The sequence below is a fragment of the Flavobacterium flavipigmentatum genome (assembly GCF_020911905.1).
In the GTDB taxonomy this organism is placed as follows: domain Bacteria; phylum Bacteroidota; class Bacteroidia; order Flavobacteriales; family Flavobacteriaceae; genus Flavobacterium; species Flavobacterium flavipigmentatum.
This window is the reverse complement of the sequence record NZ_CP087133.1, coordinates 4,253,505-4,270,750: the sequence shown is the minus strand read 5'-3', so window position 1 is coordinate 4,270,750 and position 17,246 is coordinate 4,253,505. Positions and strand designations below refer to the sequence as shown.

Annotated in this window: 11 protein-coding genes and 3 tRNA genes; 6 read left to right on the top strand and 8 right to left on the bottom strand. The window is 35.9% G+C overall.

The features are described from left to right. Window positions 1-155 precede the first annotated feature (155 nt). The 5 genes from LNP22_RS18005 to LNP22_RS17985 all read right to left on the bottom strand — a co-directional run bounded on the left by LNP22_RS18005 (window position 156) and on the right by LNP22_RS17985 (window position 5,788). The gene (locus LNP22_RS18005; RefSeq protein ID WP_229974686.1) at window positions 156-1,061 is read right to left on the bottom strand and encodes an N-acetylmuramoyl-L-alanine amidase; all 906 of its coding nucleotides are present in this window, start codon (window positions 1,059-1,061) and stop codon (window positions 156-158) included. Between the two features lie 35 nt (window positions 1,062-1,096). Continuing rightward, a complete protein-coding gene (locus tag LNP22_RS18000; protein WP_229974685.1) occupies window positions 1,097-1,633 on the bottom strand; it encodes a hypothetical protein in 537 nt (178 codons plus the stop codon). A 41-nt stretch (window positions 1,634-1,674) separates the two neighbouring features. Further along, the gene (rimO, locus tag LNP22_RS17995; protein WP_229974684.1) at window positions 1,675-2,988 is read right to left on the bottom strand and encodes a 30S ribosomal protein S12 methylthiotransferase RimO; all 1,314 of its coding nucleotides are present in this window, start codon (window positions 2,986-2,988) and stop codon (window positions 1,675-1,677) included. 216 nt (window positions 2,989-3,204) lie between these two features. Next, complete coding sequence (locus tag LNP22_RS17990) at window positions 3,205-4,710, bottom strand: OmpP1/FadL family transporter (RefSeq protein WP_229974683.1); 1,506 nt, start codon at window positions 4,708-4,710, stop codon at window positions 3,205-3,207. Between the two features lie 46 nt (window positions 4,711-4,756). Further along, window positions 4,757-5,788: a hypothetical protein gene (locus LNP22_RS17985; RefSeq protein ID WP_229974682.1), complete on the bottom strand. Its 1,032-nt coding sequence runs from the start codon at window positions 5,786-5,788 to the stop codon at window positions 4,757-4,759. Between the two features lie 101 nt (window positions 5,789-5,889). On the opposite strand from LNP22_RS17985, the gene proS reads away from it, so the two are divergent. From proS to rpsT, 5 genes are all read left to right on the top strand, one after another. Next, entirely contained in the window at window positions 5,890-7,368 is a 1,479-nt protein-coding gene (proS, locus tag LNP22_RS17980) for a proline--tRNA ligase (RefSeq protein ID WP_229974681.1), read from the top strand. 78 nt (window positions 7,369-7,446) lie between these two features. Further along, window positions 7,447-7,518, top strand: a tRNA-Glu gene (locus LNP22_RS17975). A 48-nt stretch (window positions 7,519-7,566) separates the two neighbouring features. Then, a tRNA-Glu gene (locus LNP22_RS17970) sits at window positions 7,567-7,638 on the top strand. Window positions 7,639-7,681: 43 nt separating this feature from the next. Further along, window positions 7,682-7,753 (top strand) — tRNA-Glu (locus LNP22_RS17965). A 155-nt stretch (window positions 7,754-7,908) separates the two neighbouring features. After that, window positions 7,909-8,160: a 30S ribosomal protein S20 gene (gene rpsT, locus LNP22_RS17960; RefSeq protein ID WP_041517133.1), complete on the top strand. Its 252-nt coding sequence runs from the start codon at window positions 7,909-7,911 to the stop codon at window positions 8,158-8,160. Between the two features lie 350 nt (window positions 8,161-8,510). On the opposite strand, the gene LNP22_RS17955 is transcribed toward rpsT, so the two are convergent. Both LNP22_RS17955 and LNP22_RS17950 read right to left on the bottom strand, forming a co-directional pair. Then, complete coding sequence (locus tag LNP22_RS17955) at window positions 8,511-8,921, bottom strand: response regulator (RefSeq protein WP_210666496.1); 411 nt, start codon at window positions 8,919-8,921, stop codon at window positions 8,511-8,513. Between the two features lie 5 nt (window positions 8,922-8,926). Beyond that, a complete protein-coding gene (locus tag LNP22_RS17950; RefSeq protein WP_229974680.1) occupies window positions 8,927-10,639 on the bottom strand; it encodes a PAS domain-containing sensor histidine kinase in 1,713 nt (570 codons plus the stop codon). A gap of 167 nt (window positions 10,640-10,806) precedes the next feature. Between LNP22_RS17950 and typA the strand changes: the two genes are divergently transcribed. Beyond that, on the top strand, window positions 10,807-12,603 hold the full coding sequence (gene typA / locus LNP22_RS17945) for a translational GTPase TypA (RefSeq protein WP_229974679.1): 1,797 nt from the start codon (window positions 10,807-10,809) through the stop codon (window positions 12,601-12,603). Window positions 12,604-12,712: 109 nt separating this feature from the next. On the opposite strand, the gene LNP22_RS17940 is transcribed toward typA, so the two are convergent. Continuing rightward, on the bottom strand, window positions 12,713-17,236 hold the full coding sequence (locus LNP22_RS17940; RefSeq protein ID WP_229974678.1) for a T9SS type B sorting domain-containing protein: 4,524 nt from the start codon (window positions 17,234-17,236) through the stop codon (window positions 12,713-12,715). Window positions 17,237-17,246: the final 10 nt, after the last annotated feature.

Genomic DNA, 17,246 nt, shown 5'->3' with positions numbered 1-17,246 from the left:
AGAGTCCCGAAAAGAATGATATAATGACGTAAACTTATAGAATTTTAGGTTGTTTGAGTTCAGAATTTACAAAAAGTAAAAGTTAGATGTTTCGTAAAAAAAAAATACCTTTCTAATCTAATTTAGAAAGGTGTTTTTTTATTTTTTAGTATGTTTTATTGAAGTTGCTTTTTGTAGATAGAATAGATGGTATCGATTGTTTTTCTATCTAATACTGAAGTAGTATCAGTTTGAATGTAATGCAATTTAAAAGCCATAATTGCTGCAGTAAGGTTCTTTGTGTTATAACCTATAATACGTAACGCAGGCTCAATTTTAAAGTCAAAGGGAGCTTCTTCTAAAACTTCATCTTGCCAAATTCCAAAACCTTTTTCGGCCAAAGTTTTCCAAGGAAACAAAGCACTCGGATCTGTTTTTCTTCCGGGAGCAATATCGGCGTGACCAATAAAATTTTGAGTCGGAATGTTGTAATCTTTTTTTAATTTTGTTAAAAGAGCTACTAAACTGCTTATTTGTGCTTCAGAAAAAGGCTCAAATCCATTATTGTCCAATTCAATCCCGATAGAAGTTGAGTTAAGATCGGTTGTTTTTCCCCAAGTAGAGTTTCCGGCATGCCAAGCTCGTAAATAATCGTTTAGCATTTGTACCACTTTACCATTCTCAGAAATTACATAATGCGCACTAACCTGTGTTTTTACTTTTGTAAAAGTATTGATGGTTTGCTCTAAAGAATCTTGTGCAGTATGATGAATGATGACAAAACTTGGTTTTCTTAAATTAAAATTAACGGTTCCAATCCATTCTGTGCTGATACCATTTAATAAAGCGGTCGATCCTGTCTTCGAAATTGAATCTCGCACAATATGAAGCTGTTGTGCGTAAAGAGAATCTATGCTAAGCGGCGCCACAGCAGGTATTGGTTGAACTTCTTTGCTTGTTATTTGTTGTTCTAAAGTTTTAAGTTGCTGATCGTATACTTTTTCGGTAATTTTATGAGGGTTTTTTGTTGCGCACGAAGTGATAATAAGTGCAGTAATCAGGTAATAAAAATGTTTTGTCATGTTTATACATTTTTTTTTAAGTGAGTAAGTAGCAATTATTCGGTTTCTTTGGTTGCATCTTTAACTTCCTTAATATCTTCTTTTATATCTTTTTTAGAGTCTTTTTTCTTTTTAGATTTCGGCTTTTTTACTTCTTTAAAATTAGCCATAAATGCAGTAAATTTCTCTTTTTGATCAGGATTTAAGAAAGCATTTATTTTTTTATTAGTTTCTTCTCTAAGAGCATTGATTTGTTCTAGTTTTTGATCCTGGCTGCTACTTTCATTTTTTAGCAGAATACCTTGCTCTCTCATGCTGTCTGCCATGACATTGGTAATGGCAATTGCTTGCAATTCATCAAGATTTACCTCTGGTTTCATTTGTTCTACAATTTTAGCAGCGGTTTCTTCAGCAGGAATTTCTTTAGGCTTGCTTGGCGCACTTTGTTGTCCCTGCATCATGCTTCTGTCCATTCCCATTGCGCCACCTCTTCCGTAGCCATTATTATTATAGCCATTTCCATATTGAGCCCAAACTGTATTGATGCTCAACAAAGCAAAAACAAGAAGAAATAGTGATTGAATTGGTTTCATAATTGCGTTTTTATGTTGGTTAGCTATTCTTTATCGTAAATTTAAGCAGGTTCTCCGTATAAATCAAATTCTGTTGCTTCTATTATTCTAATATTAACAAATTCTCCCGTTTTTACGTAATGTTTCGAGGCGTCTATTAATACTTCATTATCTACATCAGGACTATCAAATTCGGTTCTGCCAACAAAATGAGCGCCTTCTTTTCGGTCAATAATACATTTAAAAACCTGACCTACTTTTTCTTGGTTTAAGTCCCATGAAATTTGAGATTGTAATTCCATAATTTCATTGGCTCTGGCTTGTTTTACATCATCTGGCACATTATCTTCCAATAAATAAGCATGTGTGTTTTCTTCGTGAGAGTATGCAAAACATCCCATTCTGTCAAATTTCATTTCCTGAACAAAATCTTTCAAAATCTCAAAATCTTCTTGTGTTTCGCCAGGATATCCTACAATCAAAGTCGTTCTAATGGCCATTCCGGGAACAGCAGCACGAAAATCTTTCAATAATTGTGTGGTTTTGGCCTGAGTAGTACCACGACGCATCGATTTCAAAATAGAGTCTGAAATATGCTGCAACGGAATATCAATATAATTACAAATCTTAGGCTCACGTTTCATTAATTCAAGTACATCCATCGGAAACCCAGTTGGGTAGGCATAATGCAAACGAATCCATTCAATTCCTTCTACTTTTGCCAAAGCTTCCAGAAGTTCTGCCAGATTTCTCTTTTTATAAATATCAAGACCGTAATAAGTAAGGTCCTGCGCAATTAAAATCAATTCTTTAACTCCGTTTCTTGCCAGACCTTCTGTTTCTTTAACCAATTTTTCAATAGGCTGCGAAACGTGTTTACCGCGCATCAGCGGAATAGCACAAAAACTGCAAGGTCTGTCGCAACCTTCGGCAATTTTTAGGTAAGCGTAGTTTTTTGGAGTCGTTGTCAAACGTTCTCCCAACAATTCATGTTTATAATCGGCTCCCAAAGCTTTCAATAATTGAGGCAATTCTGTTGTGCCAAAATATTGATCTACATTCGGAATCTCTTTTTCTAAATCAGGTCTGTAACGCTCAGATAAACATCCGGTTACAAAAACTTTGTCAACCAGTCCTTTCTCTTTTTTATCAGCATATTCCAAAATCATGTTTACAGACTCTGCTTTGGCATTGTCAATAAACCCGCATGTGTTAATTACGATAATATTTCCCTCCTCTGCAGCTGGTGCCTCGTGTGTTACTTCTTTTCCATTGGCACGAAGTTGTCCCATCAACACTTCGCTATCGTATACATTTTTTGAACACCCAAGAGTGATTACGTTAATTTTGTTCTTTTTTAAGGACTTGGTTCTCATACTTTTATAAATTGGAGTGCAAAATTACGCTTTTTTATTCAAACACCGCTCCTTTAGGTTTGTTTTAGTGTTTTTTTCAGGAGCTATTCCTGCTATCATTCCAATCTTTTTTATTGCAGAAAAAGCAATAAAAAAGGATTTTCCCTTCTATCAGGGCTAAAAAAAATCCGCTAAGCAACACTCAGCGGAAATTTCCATTCATCTATTTATTCTTAATTACAATTCAAATAATAATGTCAGCGAAACATTCGTAAGCTTCGAGGTTATGTTAGCACCGTCTGTAAATCCGGTGGCAAAAAATCCTTCATTCGATTTTCTTTCGGAATAAGAATAAGCTAAATCCAATTTTGTAGCTCCAAAACTATATCCTAAACCGCCAGAATAACCGGTCAAATCTCCAATTGTTGTGGCGTTTTTATAAGGACTTCCTTCAAAACGATATCCGCCACGCAAACTCAGTTTATTTATTTTATACTCTCCGCCAATTCTAAGTTCGCCATTGCTTGTCAATTGATTACTTAACTGATTGTTGATTCCTCTAAAACCTTCGTCGCTAGTAGGTTTAAATTTAGTACTTCCGTAGTCTTTAATTGCGTAATCAATGCTAATTAAGCCAGATTTTCCAAAAACATAAGCCGCACTAAAAGTGGTTTTTCCCGGAGTTTGCAAAGTATAAGATTCATATACGTTAATTACGTTAGGATTTACAAATTTGTTTATAGGTTGTCCGCCATCTGCTTGTCTTGTGGTAGATAAAGTTTGCGAAGTTTCATCAAAAAGTTCGTACCAAGTATTTGACTCGTATGCCAATCCTAGTCTAAATGATTCTGTAACTTTTGCAATAGCTCCTAATTGAAAAGAAAAACCATTACCGTACGTGTACAATTCATTGTTAAAACGTAAATTAGAAATAGTTTCTTCTGGAGTTAACGGATTGTTATTGTCTTCGTAAAAACTGCTGGATCTTCTATAATCGGTAACATGAACATTTAAATTCGCTCCAAAGTAAAGACGGTCTTTATAAGAAGTAGCTATATTAAAACTTAATTTACTGTTATAACCTCTGGTATAAATTTCGTTTTCATGATAGTAATTTCCTCCTGCTGGTACATTAGAGTTGTATTGAGTGTTGTTATTGTCAAGTGGAGCAACGGGGTTAATAACAAAACCTTCATATCCCATGTACGCTTGTTGTTCTCTGTAGTTGAGCTCGTCGTAATACGAATTTTTAATTACCCCAAGCGGAACTCCATCAGCAAAAGCTAAAAAATAATCATCAATAGAGTTGGTAGGATTTGTACCGGCAGAAAAAACATTATTATTAAAATTGTTTGTGTTTTCGTAACTGGCCCCAATAGCAATTTTTTTCCAACTGTTACTTGGGTTGCTGTCGTGAAAAACAAAAACACCACTTGCTTGATTCAATATAAACGAGTTGTCTTTGTCACTTGTGTTCGTGCCAAAATAATTAGAGTTGTTTTTGGTATTTTGGTTGCTAAGCGTAAGTCCAAACTGGTTATTGTTGAATATAGCAGAACCAGCGGGATTGACCGTTGTAGAGGATAAATCTCCGCCAACAGCTCCAAATGCACCGCTCATGGCTCTAAATCGGGCAGTTCCAGTTAAATTATCTTGCGCATAACGTACAGCATCAGAAACTTCTTGAGAATAAGACACGCTAAAAGTTAGTCCTGTTGCAATAAGGAGAAATATTTTTTTCATTTGGCTAAGTTTTAATTTTAATTATGGTATTCAGAAAAGGGAAAAATTATCTTCTTCCACCACCACCGCCTGATGATCTTCCGCCACCGCCGCCACCTGATGATCTCATGCTGCCTCCGCCGCCACTATTCATAGAGCGCGATGGGCTAGGAGAGTAGTTTCTGGAAGAATTGCTATTGCTGCTATTGTTGTAGTTTCTGTTTGTTGTAGTTGTGTTTGATGATCTTCTGTTAGAGTAATCATAAGTGCTATTTTGTCCCTGACCAGTGCTTCTTCTATTGGTAAAAGTTGAATTACTTGCTCTGTTATCCATACCAGATCCTCTTCTGTCAGTAAAACCTCTGTTAGATGTGTAATTTCTGTTGGTAGTATAACTACTTCTGTTAGAAGTGTAACTGCTTCTGTTAGAATTGTAACTTCTGTTGCTTACAGTGCCTCTGTTAGAAGAATAGTTTCTTCCTGCGTAATATCCTGCAGAACCTCTTCGGCCTGTCGCGTATGAATAGTTATTGTAGCCGTACCCATAACCTGGTCTTCCATAGTAACCGCCTCCATAATAACCTCCGTAAAATCCACCACCATAACCCCAGCCCCAGCCGTATCCAGGTCCCCAAAAACCAGAGTAGCCCCAGTTTCCGCCACCGTACCATCCGTAACCAGGATATCCCCATCCGCCGAAGCCATAACCAGGAAATCCCCATCCCATAGACATTCCCCATGACCATGAAGAAGTTGGGTATGTATTTATGACAACTTCGGTATTGCTGCTTCCCCAAGCCGGGTAGCTTTTAGCTACTACTGTGCTGTCATTTTCGGCATTGTAATTACTGTAATTATCTACGTCTGTAAAAATTTCCGTTGGTTGTTCTTCGTCCTGCAACGATCTGAAATAGTCTGTGTATTGGTCATTTTTATTGGTTGTTGTTTGAGCATAGGTCCTTGTTGTTCCTCCGTAAACACCATCACTATCATAGTATGAAGTATTTTGATAAGAACCACATGACGTTACTAAAAAACTCACTAATACAATAATGTACAAATGAGATGAATTTTGGCGGAGAGAAGTATAAGTTTTCATATCTGTGGTGTTTTTTATTGTTGGACATTACAAAAATAGTTAGTTTTGTCAAACTATTTAGTTAAAATTATTAAAACAAAATTTGTGCCAAACTATTCAATATGAGCAAGAACCTCACTACAAGATCCGAAGATTATTCAAAATGGTATAATGAGCTGGTTGTAAAAGCAGATTTAGCTGAAAACTCGGGAGTTAGAGGCTGTATGATCATAAAGCCATACGGTTATGCTATTTGGGAAAAAATGCAAGCAGAGTTAGATAGAATGTTTAAAGAAACAGGACATCAGAACGCTTATTTTCCTTTATTTGTGCCAAAAAGCATGTTTGAAGCTGAGGAAAAAAATGCCGAAGGATTTGCAAAAGAATGTGCTATTGTAACGCATTACAGATTAAAAAACGACCCTGATAAACCTGGAAAATTGATGGTTGACCCAAATGCTAAATTAGAGGAAGAGCTTATTGTTCGCCCGACAAGTGAAGCTATTATTTGGTCAACGTACAAAGGTTGGGTGCAATCATACAGAGATTTACCTTTATTGATTAATCAATGGGCGAATGTTGTGCGATGGGAAATGCGTACGCGTTTGTTTTTAAGAACAGCCGAGTTTTTATGGCAGGAAGGGCATACGGCACACGCAACAAAAGCCGAAGCACTTGAGGAATCTGTAAAAATGATGAATGTTTACGCTGATTTTGCACAAAATTTTATGGCTATTCCGGTGGTAAAAGGTATAAAAACCGAAACGGAGCGTTTTGCTGGAGCTGATGAAACCTATTGTATCGAAGCTTTAATGCAGGACGGAAAAGCATTACAGGCGGGTACATCGCACTTTTTAGGACAGAATTTTGCAAAAGCTTTTGATGTAAAGTTTGCTAATGCCGAAGGAAAGCAAGAACACGTTTGGGGAACTTCATGGGGTGTTTCGACTCGTTTAATGGGTGCTTTGGTAATGACGCACTCTGATGACCAAGGATTGGTGTTGCCTCCAAATTTAGCTCCGATACAAGTGGTCATTGTTCCTATTTATAAAACGGATGAGCAACTGGCCGAAATTACTGTTGCAGTTAATGAGTTGACAGCGAAATTGAAAAAATTAAAAATATCGGTCAAATATGATGACAGAACAACTCAAAAACCAGGATTCAAGTTTGCTGAATGGGAATTGAAAGGGGTTCCTGTTCGAATTGCGGTTGGTCCAAAAGATTTAGAAAACGGAACTTTTGAGGTTGCGAGACGTGATACTTTATCAAAAGAAGTGGTTTCTAAAGAAGAAATTGTAAATTATGTAAACGAGTTGCTGGAAACGATTCAGGCAGATTTATTTAATAAAGCTTTAGAATATCGTAATTCTCACGTTACCGAAGTAAATAGTTTTGAGGAGTTTAAAGAAATTCTGGATGGAAAAGGAGGTTTTGTATCGGCTCATTGGGATGGTACGGCTGCTACCGAAGAAAAAATAAAAGACCTGACAAAAGCAACCATTCGTTGCATTCCTTTGGATAGTGTTGAAGAGGTGGGAACCTGTGTATTTACTGGTAATCCTTCTTCAAAAAGAGTGTTGTTTGCTAAGGCGTATTAAAAAAAAATAAATTTTTTTGCATCAGCTATTGTGCATCTTAAAAATAGATGTATCTTTGCATCCGCATTAGAGAAGCAGGGCCCGTTCGTCTATCGGTTAGGACGCATGGTTTTCATCCATGTAAGAGCGGTTCGATTCCGCTACGGGCTACTAATTTCTATTGCAAATTAAGTTATTTAACTTGATGTTTAAAAAAATGGCCCGTTCGTCTATCGGTTAGGACGCATGGTTTTCATCCATGTAAGAGCGGTTCGATTCCGCTACGGGCTACTATCTTCAATTATTTAGTTTGAAGAAAACTTAGAACGAGAATGGTCCGTTCGTCTAGGGGTTAGGACTCCAGGCTTTCGTCCTGGTAACAGGGGTTCGATTCCCTTACGGACTACTGAAATTAGTTGTAAATAAGTTTTGTAAAATAAAAACTGGTGTCTCTGTTTTTGTTTTATTAGTTAAAACCAAAGTGATTGTCATACAATTGTGGGAGGTTTTTCTTTTTTAACTAGTATTTATAATAATTATTACATCTAAAATTAAAAAGAAATGGCAAATCATAAGTCAGCATTAAAAAGAATAAGAAGTAACGAAAAAAGAAGAGTATTAAACAGATACCAACACAAAACTACTCGTAATGCTATTAAGGCATTAAGATTAGCTACTGATAAATCTGACGCTGCTTCAAAATTATCAACTGTAATTTCCATGATTGATAAATTAGCAAAAAAGAACATCATTCATGATAACAAAGCTTCTAACCTGAAGTCTAAGTTAACAAAACATGTTGCTAAGTTGTAATTCATTACAATTTCCTAAATATATAAAAGTCCTCTTTTTGAGGACTTTTTTTTGTTTGTGTAAAACTGATATATTTTAATGGAAAATGGTGAAAGCAATAGTGGCTTTCATTGTTTTATTGATTGCCTAGATGTCTAATTGTCGCTAGAGTGCGTTAAGGATGGTAACGATATCCTTTTGCGAAACCCTGAAAGTGTTCTTAGCAAAAGATATTCTTGAGCAAAAGATTTAGTGAACAGCCTGACCCGATAGGGAAACGCCATTATTATTATTATTATTATTATTATTATTATTATTATTATTATTATTATTATTATTATTATTGTGTTTTTGACGTGTTCATTGTGGTTTCATACATCAATTTTCTTTTTTATGTATTCTAACATTGGTAATGTTATGGGTTTTGAAAGAAAGTCGATTATAATTGGGTATTTTTTTGCTTTTATCAGGTCTTCGGGATCAATAGTTGATGATAAGACTATGACATTGACTGAGTTATAGTCGGAATAAGCGTAGGAAGTAAAGTGATCAAGGAATTCCCAGCCACCCATAACAGGCATGTTGAGGTCCAGGAAAATGAGTTCGGGTTTTTTGGGGTTGCTTTTGCTGCCGGCGTATTTTAAGGTGTTGAAATGATGAAGGGCTTCTTCTCCGTTTTGTGCTGTTATGATTTCATTTGAAAACTCTGATTTCGCAATTACTTTTTTGCACAACATCAGCGTGATTGGGTCATCATCGATGCATAAAATTTGCTTTAACATGTTTTTTATTGGTTTTTAAATGTTATGGTAAATGTTGTGCCTTTGTTTACTTCGCTGTCGATGCTTATCGTTCCGCCCATTGTTTCTACTTGCGATTTTACAAGATATAAGCCCAGTCCTTTACTGTCGGGGTAATTGTGAAATCTTTGATACAGGCCAAAAACTTTGTCTCTGTTTCTTTCTAAATCTATTCCGATTCCGTTGTCTTTAAAAGTTAGAATAGTTTTGTGATCTATTTGTTCGGCAGTTATTGTAATTTTTAATTTTCTGTTTTCGGATTTGTATTTGATCGAATTGGTTAGTAAATTGAGTAAAATGCTGTCGATATACGCCTTGTTGATGTGTAATGAAGGTGTTTGATCAAATTTGAGTTTTATGATTGGTTTGTGTAATTCGATCTGAAAGGCAAGTTGGCTCAATACATTTTCGAAGACCTCTTTTAGCGAAACTTCTTCTTTTTGCATAGAAGGATTGTCTTTGATGATAATTACTTTTACCAGATCATTGATGGTCTCGTTTAGTAAATGGGTCGATTTGCTGAATCCGGATAAAATTTCGTCCAATTCTGGATTCTCTACCGGAATGTCTTCTATAAGATTCAGAAGGCCAATTAAATTGGATAGTGGCGCTCTTAAATTATGCGATGTGATGTATGAAAATTGTTTTAGATCTTTGTTATTCTGAGTGAGCTCTCTAATGAGGTGTTCTTTTTCTGTTTCTAATTTTTTCTCGTCGGTGATGTCTCTTTGAATAGAAATCCAGTGCGAAATTTTTGTATCAGAATTAAAAATCGGAATCATAGAAAAACGAACCCAATATTCTTTTTTTTGTTTGGTGTAACTAATGGTTTCGATATAAAATTCTTCCTCGTTTTTTATTGCTTTTAGCAGTTTTTTTAGCTCGGATGAGTCGGATTTTGGGCCTCTGAAAATGTTAGGTGATTTGCCTATTATTTCATTAGATTGATAGCCGGACATCTGTGAGAATGCGGGATTTATATATACAATTTTGGGTATTTTGCCCTTTTCTGAATTTGCTTCGGTTATTAAAATAGAATCTTTAGACTGTGTAATAACGGTTTCTAAAAGTTTAAGTCGCTGTTCTTCTTCCTTCTGTTTAGTAATGTCCTGAATGGCTCCAATCATCCGTATAGCTCTTCCGTTTTCATCTTTTAACAAAAATCCTCTATCAAGAACATATTTATAGGATCCGTCTTTGCATTTAAAACGGTACTGATCTTGCCATTTTTCGGTTTTTTGTTCGATAAAAGAATAGAGCTTGATGGACATTCTGATACTGTCTTCGGGATGAATTTTGTCAAACCACCATCGAGAAGTTTTTCCAACTTCCTCAGTGTCATAACCAAAAACATTTTCTATGCCTTTATTCCAGCTAATAGTGTCTTGTTGAATTTTCCAGTCCCAAATAGTGTCGCTTGTAGCTTTGGCAACTATGTCATACTTTTCATTCGATTCTTTAATTTCCTCGTTTGTTGTGTTTAGCTTTTTAAATATAGCAATACTTTTCTTTTTGTTTTGGATTAAAATGTATTTGAAAATTAATCCCGTAGCCAAGATAAAAAAGATGTCTTTTAGGAAATTATAAAAGTAAAATTTTTCGGGAGAAGCATATTTAATAAGTAATTTATGACCTGCGACAGCCAAGAACAACGAAATGATAATGTAAATAAGAGTTATTTGTGTTGTTTTACTTTTCATCACTCAAATATAATTAATTTACCGAAAAAACATTAAAAAAATAATCCATTTGAGGTCGAAATTGGCGTTTGTTTTTCGAAACTAATTGCTTGGCAATACGTAAACTATAGTAAAAACGTTTTTTATATCAAAATAAAGTGTACCTTTGCACCCATTAAAAATCTCAGATGGAATCTATTAGAAACATTGCAATTATTGCCCACGTCGATCACGGTAAAACCACTTTGGTTGATAAAATTATGTATCACTGTCAATTATTTCGTGACAACGAAAATACAGGTGATTTAATTCTTGATAACAACGATTTAGAGCGCGAAAGAGGTATTACTATTACTTCAAAAAACGTATCAGTTCAATACAAAGGAACAAAAATCAATATCATTGACACTCCTGGTCACGCGGATTTTGGAGGTGAAGTAGAGCGTGTATTAAACATGGCCGATGGTGTATGCTTGCTAGTAGATGCCTTTGAAGGACCAATGCCACAAACGCGTTTTGTATTACAAAAGGCGATCGATTTAGGTCTTAAACCATGCGTAGTTATTAACAAAGTTGATAAAGAAAACTGTACTCCTGAAGAAGTTCATGAAAAAGTTTTCGACCTTATGTTTGAATTAGGTGCTGAAGAATGGCAGTTGGATTTTCCAACAGTTTATGGTTCTGCTAAAAATAACTGGATGTCTGATCATTGGGAAAACGTAACTGATAATGTGGAAGCATTATTGGATATGGTTGTTGAAAATGTTCCAGCTCCTAAAGTTTCTGAAGGTACTCCACAAATGTTGATTACTTCTTTAGATTTCTCAGCTTTTACAGGTCGTATCGCTATTGGTCGTTTGGAAAGAGGAGTTTTGAATGAAGGTATGCCAATTTCTTTGGTAAAAAGAGATGGAACTATTTCTAAATCTCGTATCAAAGAACTTCATACTTTTGAAGGACTTGGTCGTAAAAAAGTACAACAAGTTATTGCTGGAGATATTTGTGCAATCATTGGAGTTGAAGGTTTTGAAATTGGTGATACTATTGCTGATTTTGAAAATCCTGAAGGTCTAAAAACGATTGATATCGACGAGCCTACTATGAGCATGTTGTTTACAATTAATGACTCTCCTTTCTTTGGTAAAGAGGGTAAATTTGTAACTTCTCGTCATATTAGAGACCGTTTGACAAAAGAATTAGAGAAAAACTTAGCAATGAAGTTGGGTGAAACTGATTCTGCTGATAAATTTATGGTTTTTGGTCGTGGTGTACTTCACTTATCTGTTCTTATTGAAACGATGAGAAGAGAAGGGTATGAGTTACAAATCGGTCAGCCACAAGTTATCATCAAAGAAATTGATGGTAAAAAATGTGAGCCAATTGAAGAATTGACAATTGATTTACCAGAAACTCTTTCAGGTAGAGCTGTTGAATTCGTTACAATGCGTAAAGGTGAAATGCTAAGTATGGAAACTAAAGGTGACCGTATGATTGTAAAATTTAATATTCCATCACGTGGAATTATTGGATTACGTAATCAATTGCTTACTGCTACTGCTGGTGAAGCGATTATGGCACACCGTTTTATAGGATATGAACCTTACAAAGGTGAAATCGCCGGACGTAACAAAGGTTCATTGATTTCTATGGAAAAAGGAAAAGCGATTCCTTATTCTATCGATAAATTACAAGATCGTGGTAAGTTTTTTGTTGAACCAAATGCCGAAATTTACGAAGGTCAGGTAATTGGAGAAAACTCTCGTGGTGATGATATGTGTGTAAACGTAACTAAAGAGAAAAAACAATCTAACGTTCGTTCTTCAGGAAATGATGAAAAAGCTAGAATTATCCCTCCAATTATTTTCTCATTAGAGGAAGCTTTAGAGTACATTCAAAAAGATGAATATGTAGAGGTTACTCCAAAATCTATTCGTTTGAGAAAAATTTACTTGACAGAAACTGATAGAAAAAGATTCAAATTCTAATTCTTATCAAATTCAAAATATAGAAAAACCCAAATTCCAATATGGAGTTTGGGTTTTTTATTTTTAATAAGTTTGAAGTTTCAGGTTTCAAGTTTGGAATTTACAAACTTTATCTCTTCAAACTAAAGTGTCCTTTTGCCTCACGGCCATCTTCAAACTTTGCTGCATACCAATAATCATCTGCTGGCAAAGGACTCCCGTTAAAGGTTCCGTTCCAGCCTTCGGAGAGAGGAGAAAGCTGCTTGATTAATTTTCCATAACGATCAAAAATATAGATTATTGAGTTTGTATAAAAATCAGCATCAGCTCCTTTTACATTCCAAGTATCGTTATAGCCGTCTGCGTTTGGAGTGAAAAATTTTGGTGCTCCAAGAACTGCAATTAATTTTTCTGAAATTCCACAATCATTCAAATCCTTTACATAAACGGTGTGAAAACCTATTGGCACATTTTCGAATAAATTGGACTCTTGATAAGGACCATTCGCATCTGTAATGCTGTACACATAATTTCCTGCTCCAGTTGCTTTTACCAAAACAGAATTGTTGTCGCTCAAATCTTCAACTTCAATTGCCTGTATTTTTGCAATATCCGATGCTGTGACTTTTACAGTTCGTGTTCTCGAACAATTACTGGTGTTTTTTACTACTACGGTATAAATTCCTTGGGTACTGACTTCTATCGAAAAAGTAGTGGCACCCGAAAGTAGATTTCCATTCAGAAACCATTGATAAGTATAATCATTTACTGTGCTAGGAGTTGTAATTCCAGCATCGATTGTTATCAAAAACTCTGGTATGTTACTGCAGATTAACTCATTTTCTGCTCCATCTGCATTGAGCCGTACTTCCGGAAGTGGATTTACTATTAGATTAAAAGTGATAAAGCCATAACAATCATTAGATAAAGTGTTTTCTACTCGTGCCCAAATTTTTTGATTATTTGGATAGCCAATATTGCGATAATTTGAAATTGCGGTGATTGCCAAAGAATTGCCGGAAGCATCTGTTTCTGCGAGAAAATCGGCTTCATTTTTATAATAACTTACGGTATAATTTGTTGCAGGAGCGGGAAGCCTATTTTTGATTTCCTGGGTAGCATTGCTAAAATTAAAACTGGTAACGCCATCAGTATCATTGTTTAAAACATCAATAAAATCATCGCATTGCTGATAATCCGGTATTTGAAAATTACCGGGAAGCTGCGTAACAGCAACCACAAGATTTAACTGGCTAACTCTAAAACATCCGTTGGCGTTGGCAACTCTGGCGTAAATTATTTTATTTGAGCTTTTATAAGCAAGAGGTGTTGCAATTAACAAGTTCGGATTTTCTGTTTCTGCACCAGCAAGTGTGGCATAATAACTGATCGTCTCCTGAGCTGAATTTGCACTAATGATGTTATTCTTTTGTGTTAAATTGAATGCGGTAACTCCATCTGTATCATCATCGCATTGTACCAAAGTGACAGACGAAGCAACACTTGGCAACGCTAATATTGATACTGTAGCATTTGCAGAATATAAACCGCATGAATTCCCTGTTCGGTTCAAGTATACTCTGTATTGATACTTATGCATCAACAACGTAACATTCGAAACGACTAGCGTTGATGCAGTAACGCCCGAATATGTTGTATTGTTGGAAAGATCTGTCCAGGTTGCACCATTGTTGGTAGAAATCTGCCACTGGTAACTCGTAATAAAAGCGCTAGTTACGGCAAAAGTAGTGCTTTGTAATTCGCAAACGGATTTGTTTTCTGGTTGATTATTGATTATGATAGGAGCAGCAATAGTATAATTAGTATTCGGATTTGTGTAGCCCGCTCCGCTTGTTACAACACCATTGGCATTTACCGTTGGAGGGGAAATGGCACCTAATATTCGGTCATTATTGCCATCTGTAAAACCAGCTTCAATTACATCAGAGCACAAATCATTGTCGCTGTCAAGTGAGGTATAATTATAAATGCCGTCCGAATCTGTATCTGCAACAGTATAATTTAGTTTCCCGCTTTCTGCTACTGTTTCTACTGTATTTGCTAAACCGTTTGGGCCAAAATTATTGCCATCAATGATTCCATCCAAATTAGTATCAAGAGCATTACTGCCGGATTCTTTTAGATCATAAATACCATCATTGTCACTATCCAAATCCAGATAATTCATAACATTGTCGTTATCAAAATCGGCGGGTGTTATTCCGTTGGCAAACGCATCATCAATTCCGTCATGATTGGCATCAATAGTAGAAATCGTTTTAATCGTAGTACCTTGCGCCTCAATACTATCAGGTATGCCGTCGTTATCGCTGTCGAGATCCCATTGGTCTGGCACACCATCATTGTCAGTATCTTTTGAGACACAAACAGCGTAGAACTTTAATGAAGTCTTATTTGGTAATACATCCGAAAGGTTTTTATGCTTCAAGCTAATCATTTTTGACTGATTGGTCAGGAATTTAAAAGTTCCGGTTCCTGCGGCTAATGGTACTGTATTGTTGAGTCTAAATCGAATTTCGAAAGAAGAATATTCTGTTATACCGCTTTCATAAAAACCATCATAATTGGTGTCAATTAGTAATTGATTGTCTGGATTTAATACTGTGATCGTTTTGTTTATTTCTGAGTTTACCACATATTCAGCACCAGAATTTAATAAATCTCCCGTATTTGCTGTCGAAATATATTCTAAACCAAGCGAAATAGGTTGCGTAAAATTTAAAGTATAAGTTACCCAATTGGTTTTTCCGGGAGGAACTTCGGTAACAAAACTGCCATCAATGCTTCCTGTAAATGGAGTTGTGCTAGCGGAGGTAGAAGTTGTGACTTTTGTAATAAATGAATTGTTGTAGGTGCCAACTGAAATGATTCCGTTGCTTGTGGCGTCAATATTGATGTTTTGGTTCCCGAACGATTCGGTACAATTTGTTATTCCATCTGCATCATTATCCAAATCGATGTTGTCGTTTGTTTTGTCGTTATCTAGATCCGTAGGGCAATCGCTAACGGGTATTTCATCAGAAAATAAATCGATACCACAAGCAGATAAAGTTGCTTTTACTTTGTAATATCCAGGCTGAGTCGGCGAATATGAATTTGAATTTGCACCGGAAATGGCTACATCATTAAAATACCACTGAAAAGTGTCGAATCCTGTTAATGAGCTGATATTGAGTTTTATATTTGGAATACATCCGGATTGTGTAACGTTTAATTGCTGAAAATTCACCTCTGGTTTGAAGGTAAATCCGGAATAATAACCTCCAAAAGTTGCTGCACCATCGCTTCCATAAGCGGCCAAATACAACTCGGAAGTAGAAAAAACGGATACGTTTCCTGTCAATCCCGTGATGACATAGCATTGATAATCAGGATTTCCTGTTACAGCTGTTGGTCCTAAAACATTTACAAAAGGGGGTAATGTGGCCAAAGTATAAGGAGTGGCATCGATTATAAAATTGAGATTAGAACCTGTTTTTGTAGTAAGAGTAACCCTGCCCGTAAAATACCGATTACCAATTGCTTCAATAGCTGGAATATTATCTATCGTTTGCGGAGTTTGACAACTTAAAGGAGGTACAAAAAACATTTCCTGATTAGCTTCGTCCGGTCGCGAATTATCTCCTACACTTTGATAGGCAAAAATATTTTTATTAGAATGTACGTAAAGATTTCCTTCTGCATTATAATTATTACCCAAAACAGCAACATATTCGCCCGCATTGATTGTATAGTTTGGAGTTAGGGATCCATTTAAAAATATTTCAGTATTGTTTTCATGGGCAATTAAAATCACTTTTTCGACCTCGTCAGAACCTGTGCTTTTTATAAAAATATAATCTTTTCCTGTTCTTTCTGCCGATACAATTTGGTCAAAACCTAAATCTATATTGTTAGGAAGCGACCCGTTTGATCCTGCAAAAGAACCACAATTTACTGCTATTGGCTTATTTGATGCGATCAAAGCTCCTATTAATGCATCATTGTTGGCAGGCGTAGGGCCTTGTACAGCGATGGTATAACTTTCTCCGCTGTTGAGTGTGATGCTGGGAAGCGAATTGCCTGAAACGAAATTATTAATTAAAACTGAACCTGGTTTTATATCAGTAAAATTGATCACAGTATTGTTTTCGGTGGCCAAAATAGAAGCAAAAGTCAGATGCCTGTCTGAGTAGCCTGGATTGAATTTATTGGTGAGGCCACTTATTCTAAATTGTGTTCCTAATGCAGCAAGCCCTTTCGATACTATTTCGCTTGATTGATTGCCCGTTCGGTCTATAACTCTAACTGTAGCATACACAACATCTGCGGCTTCAATAATGTAACCACTGTTAGACTTGATTCGGCTCACCTCATATTCGTCCAGAACAAACTGATTGGCGTTATGCGCATTGATATCAAAAATATAAGGATTGTCTCTTGAAACTGTTCCTGAGAAGACGGCTCCTCCGATTTCTTTTAAATTAAAATTGACAGGAATTGTACTTGGAGTTGAAATATATATAAATTGCGAACCAACCGGAACTTTGGCAGAGGCAACAACTGGCGGAATATAATGCGTTTTACTAAATTGTGAAAATCCCAAAAAAGGCACTATTATCAATAAAATAAGTAACAGTAGTTTTTTTCGCATGTTTTAAAAG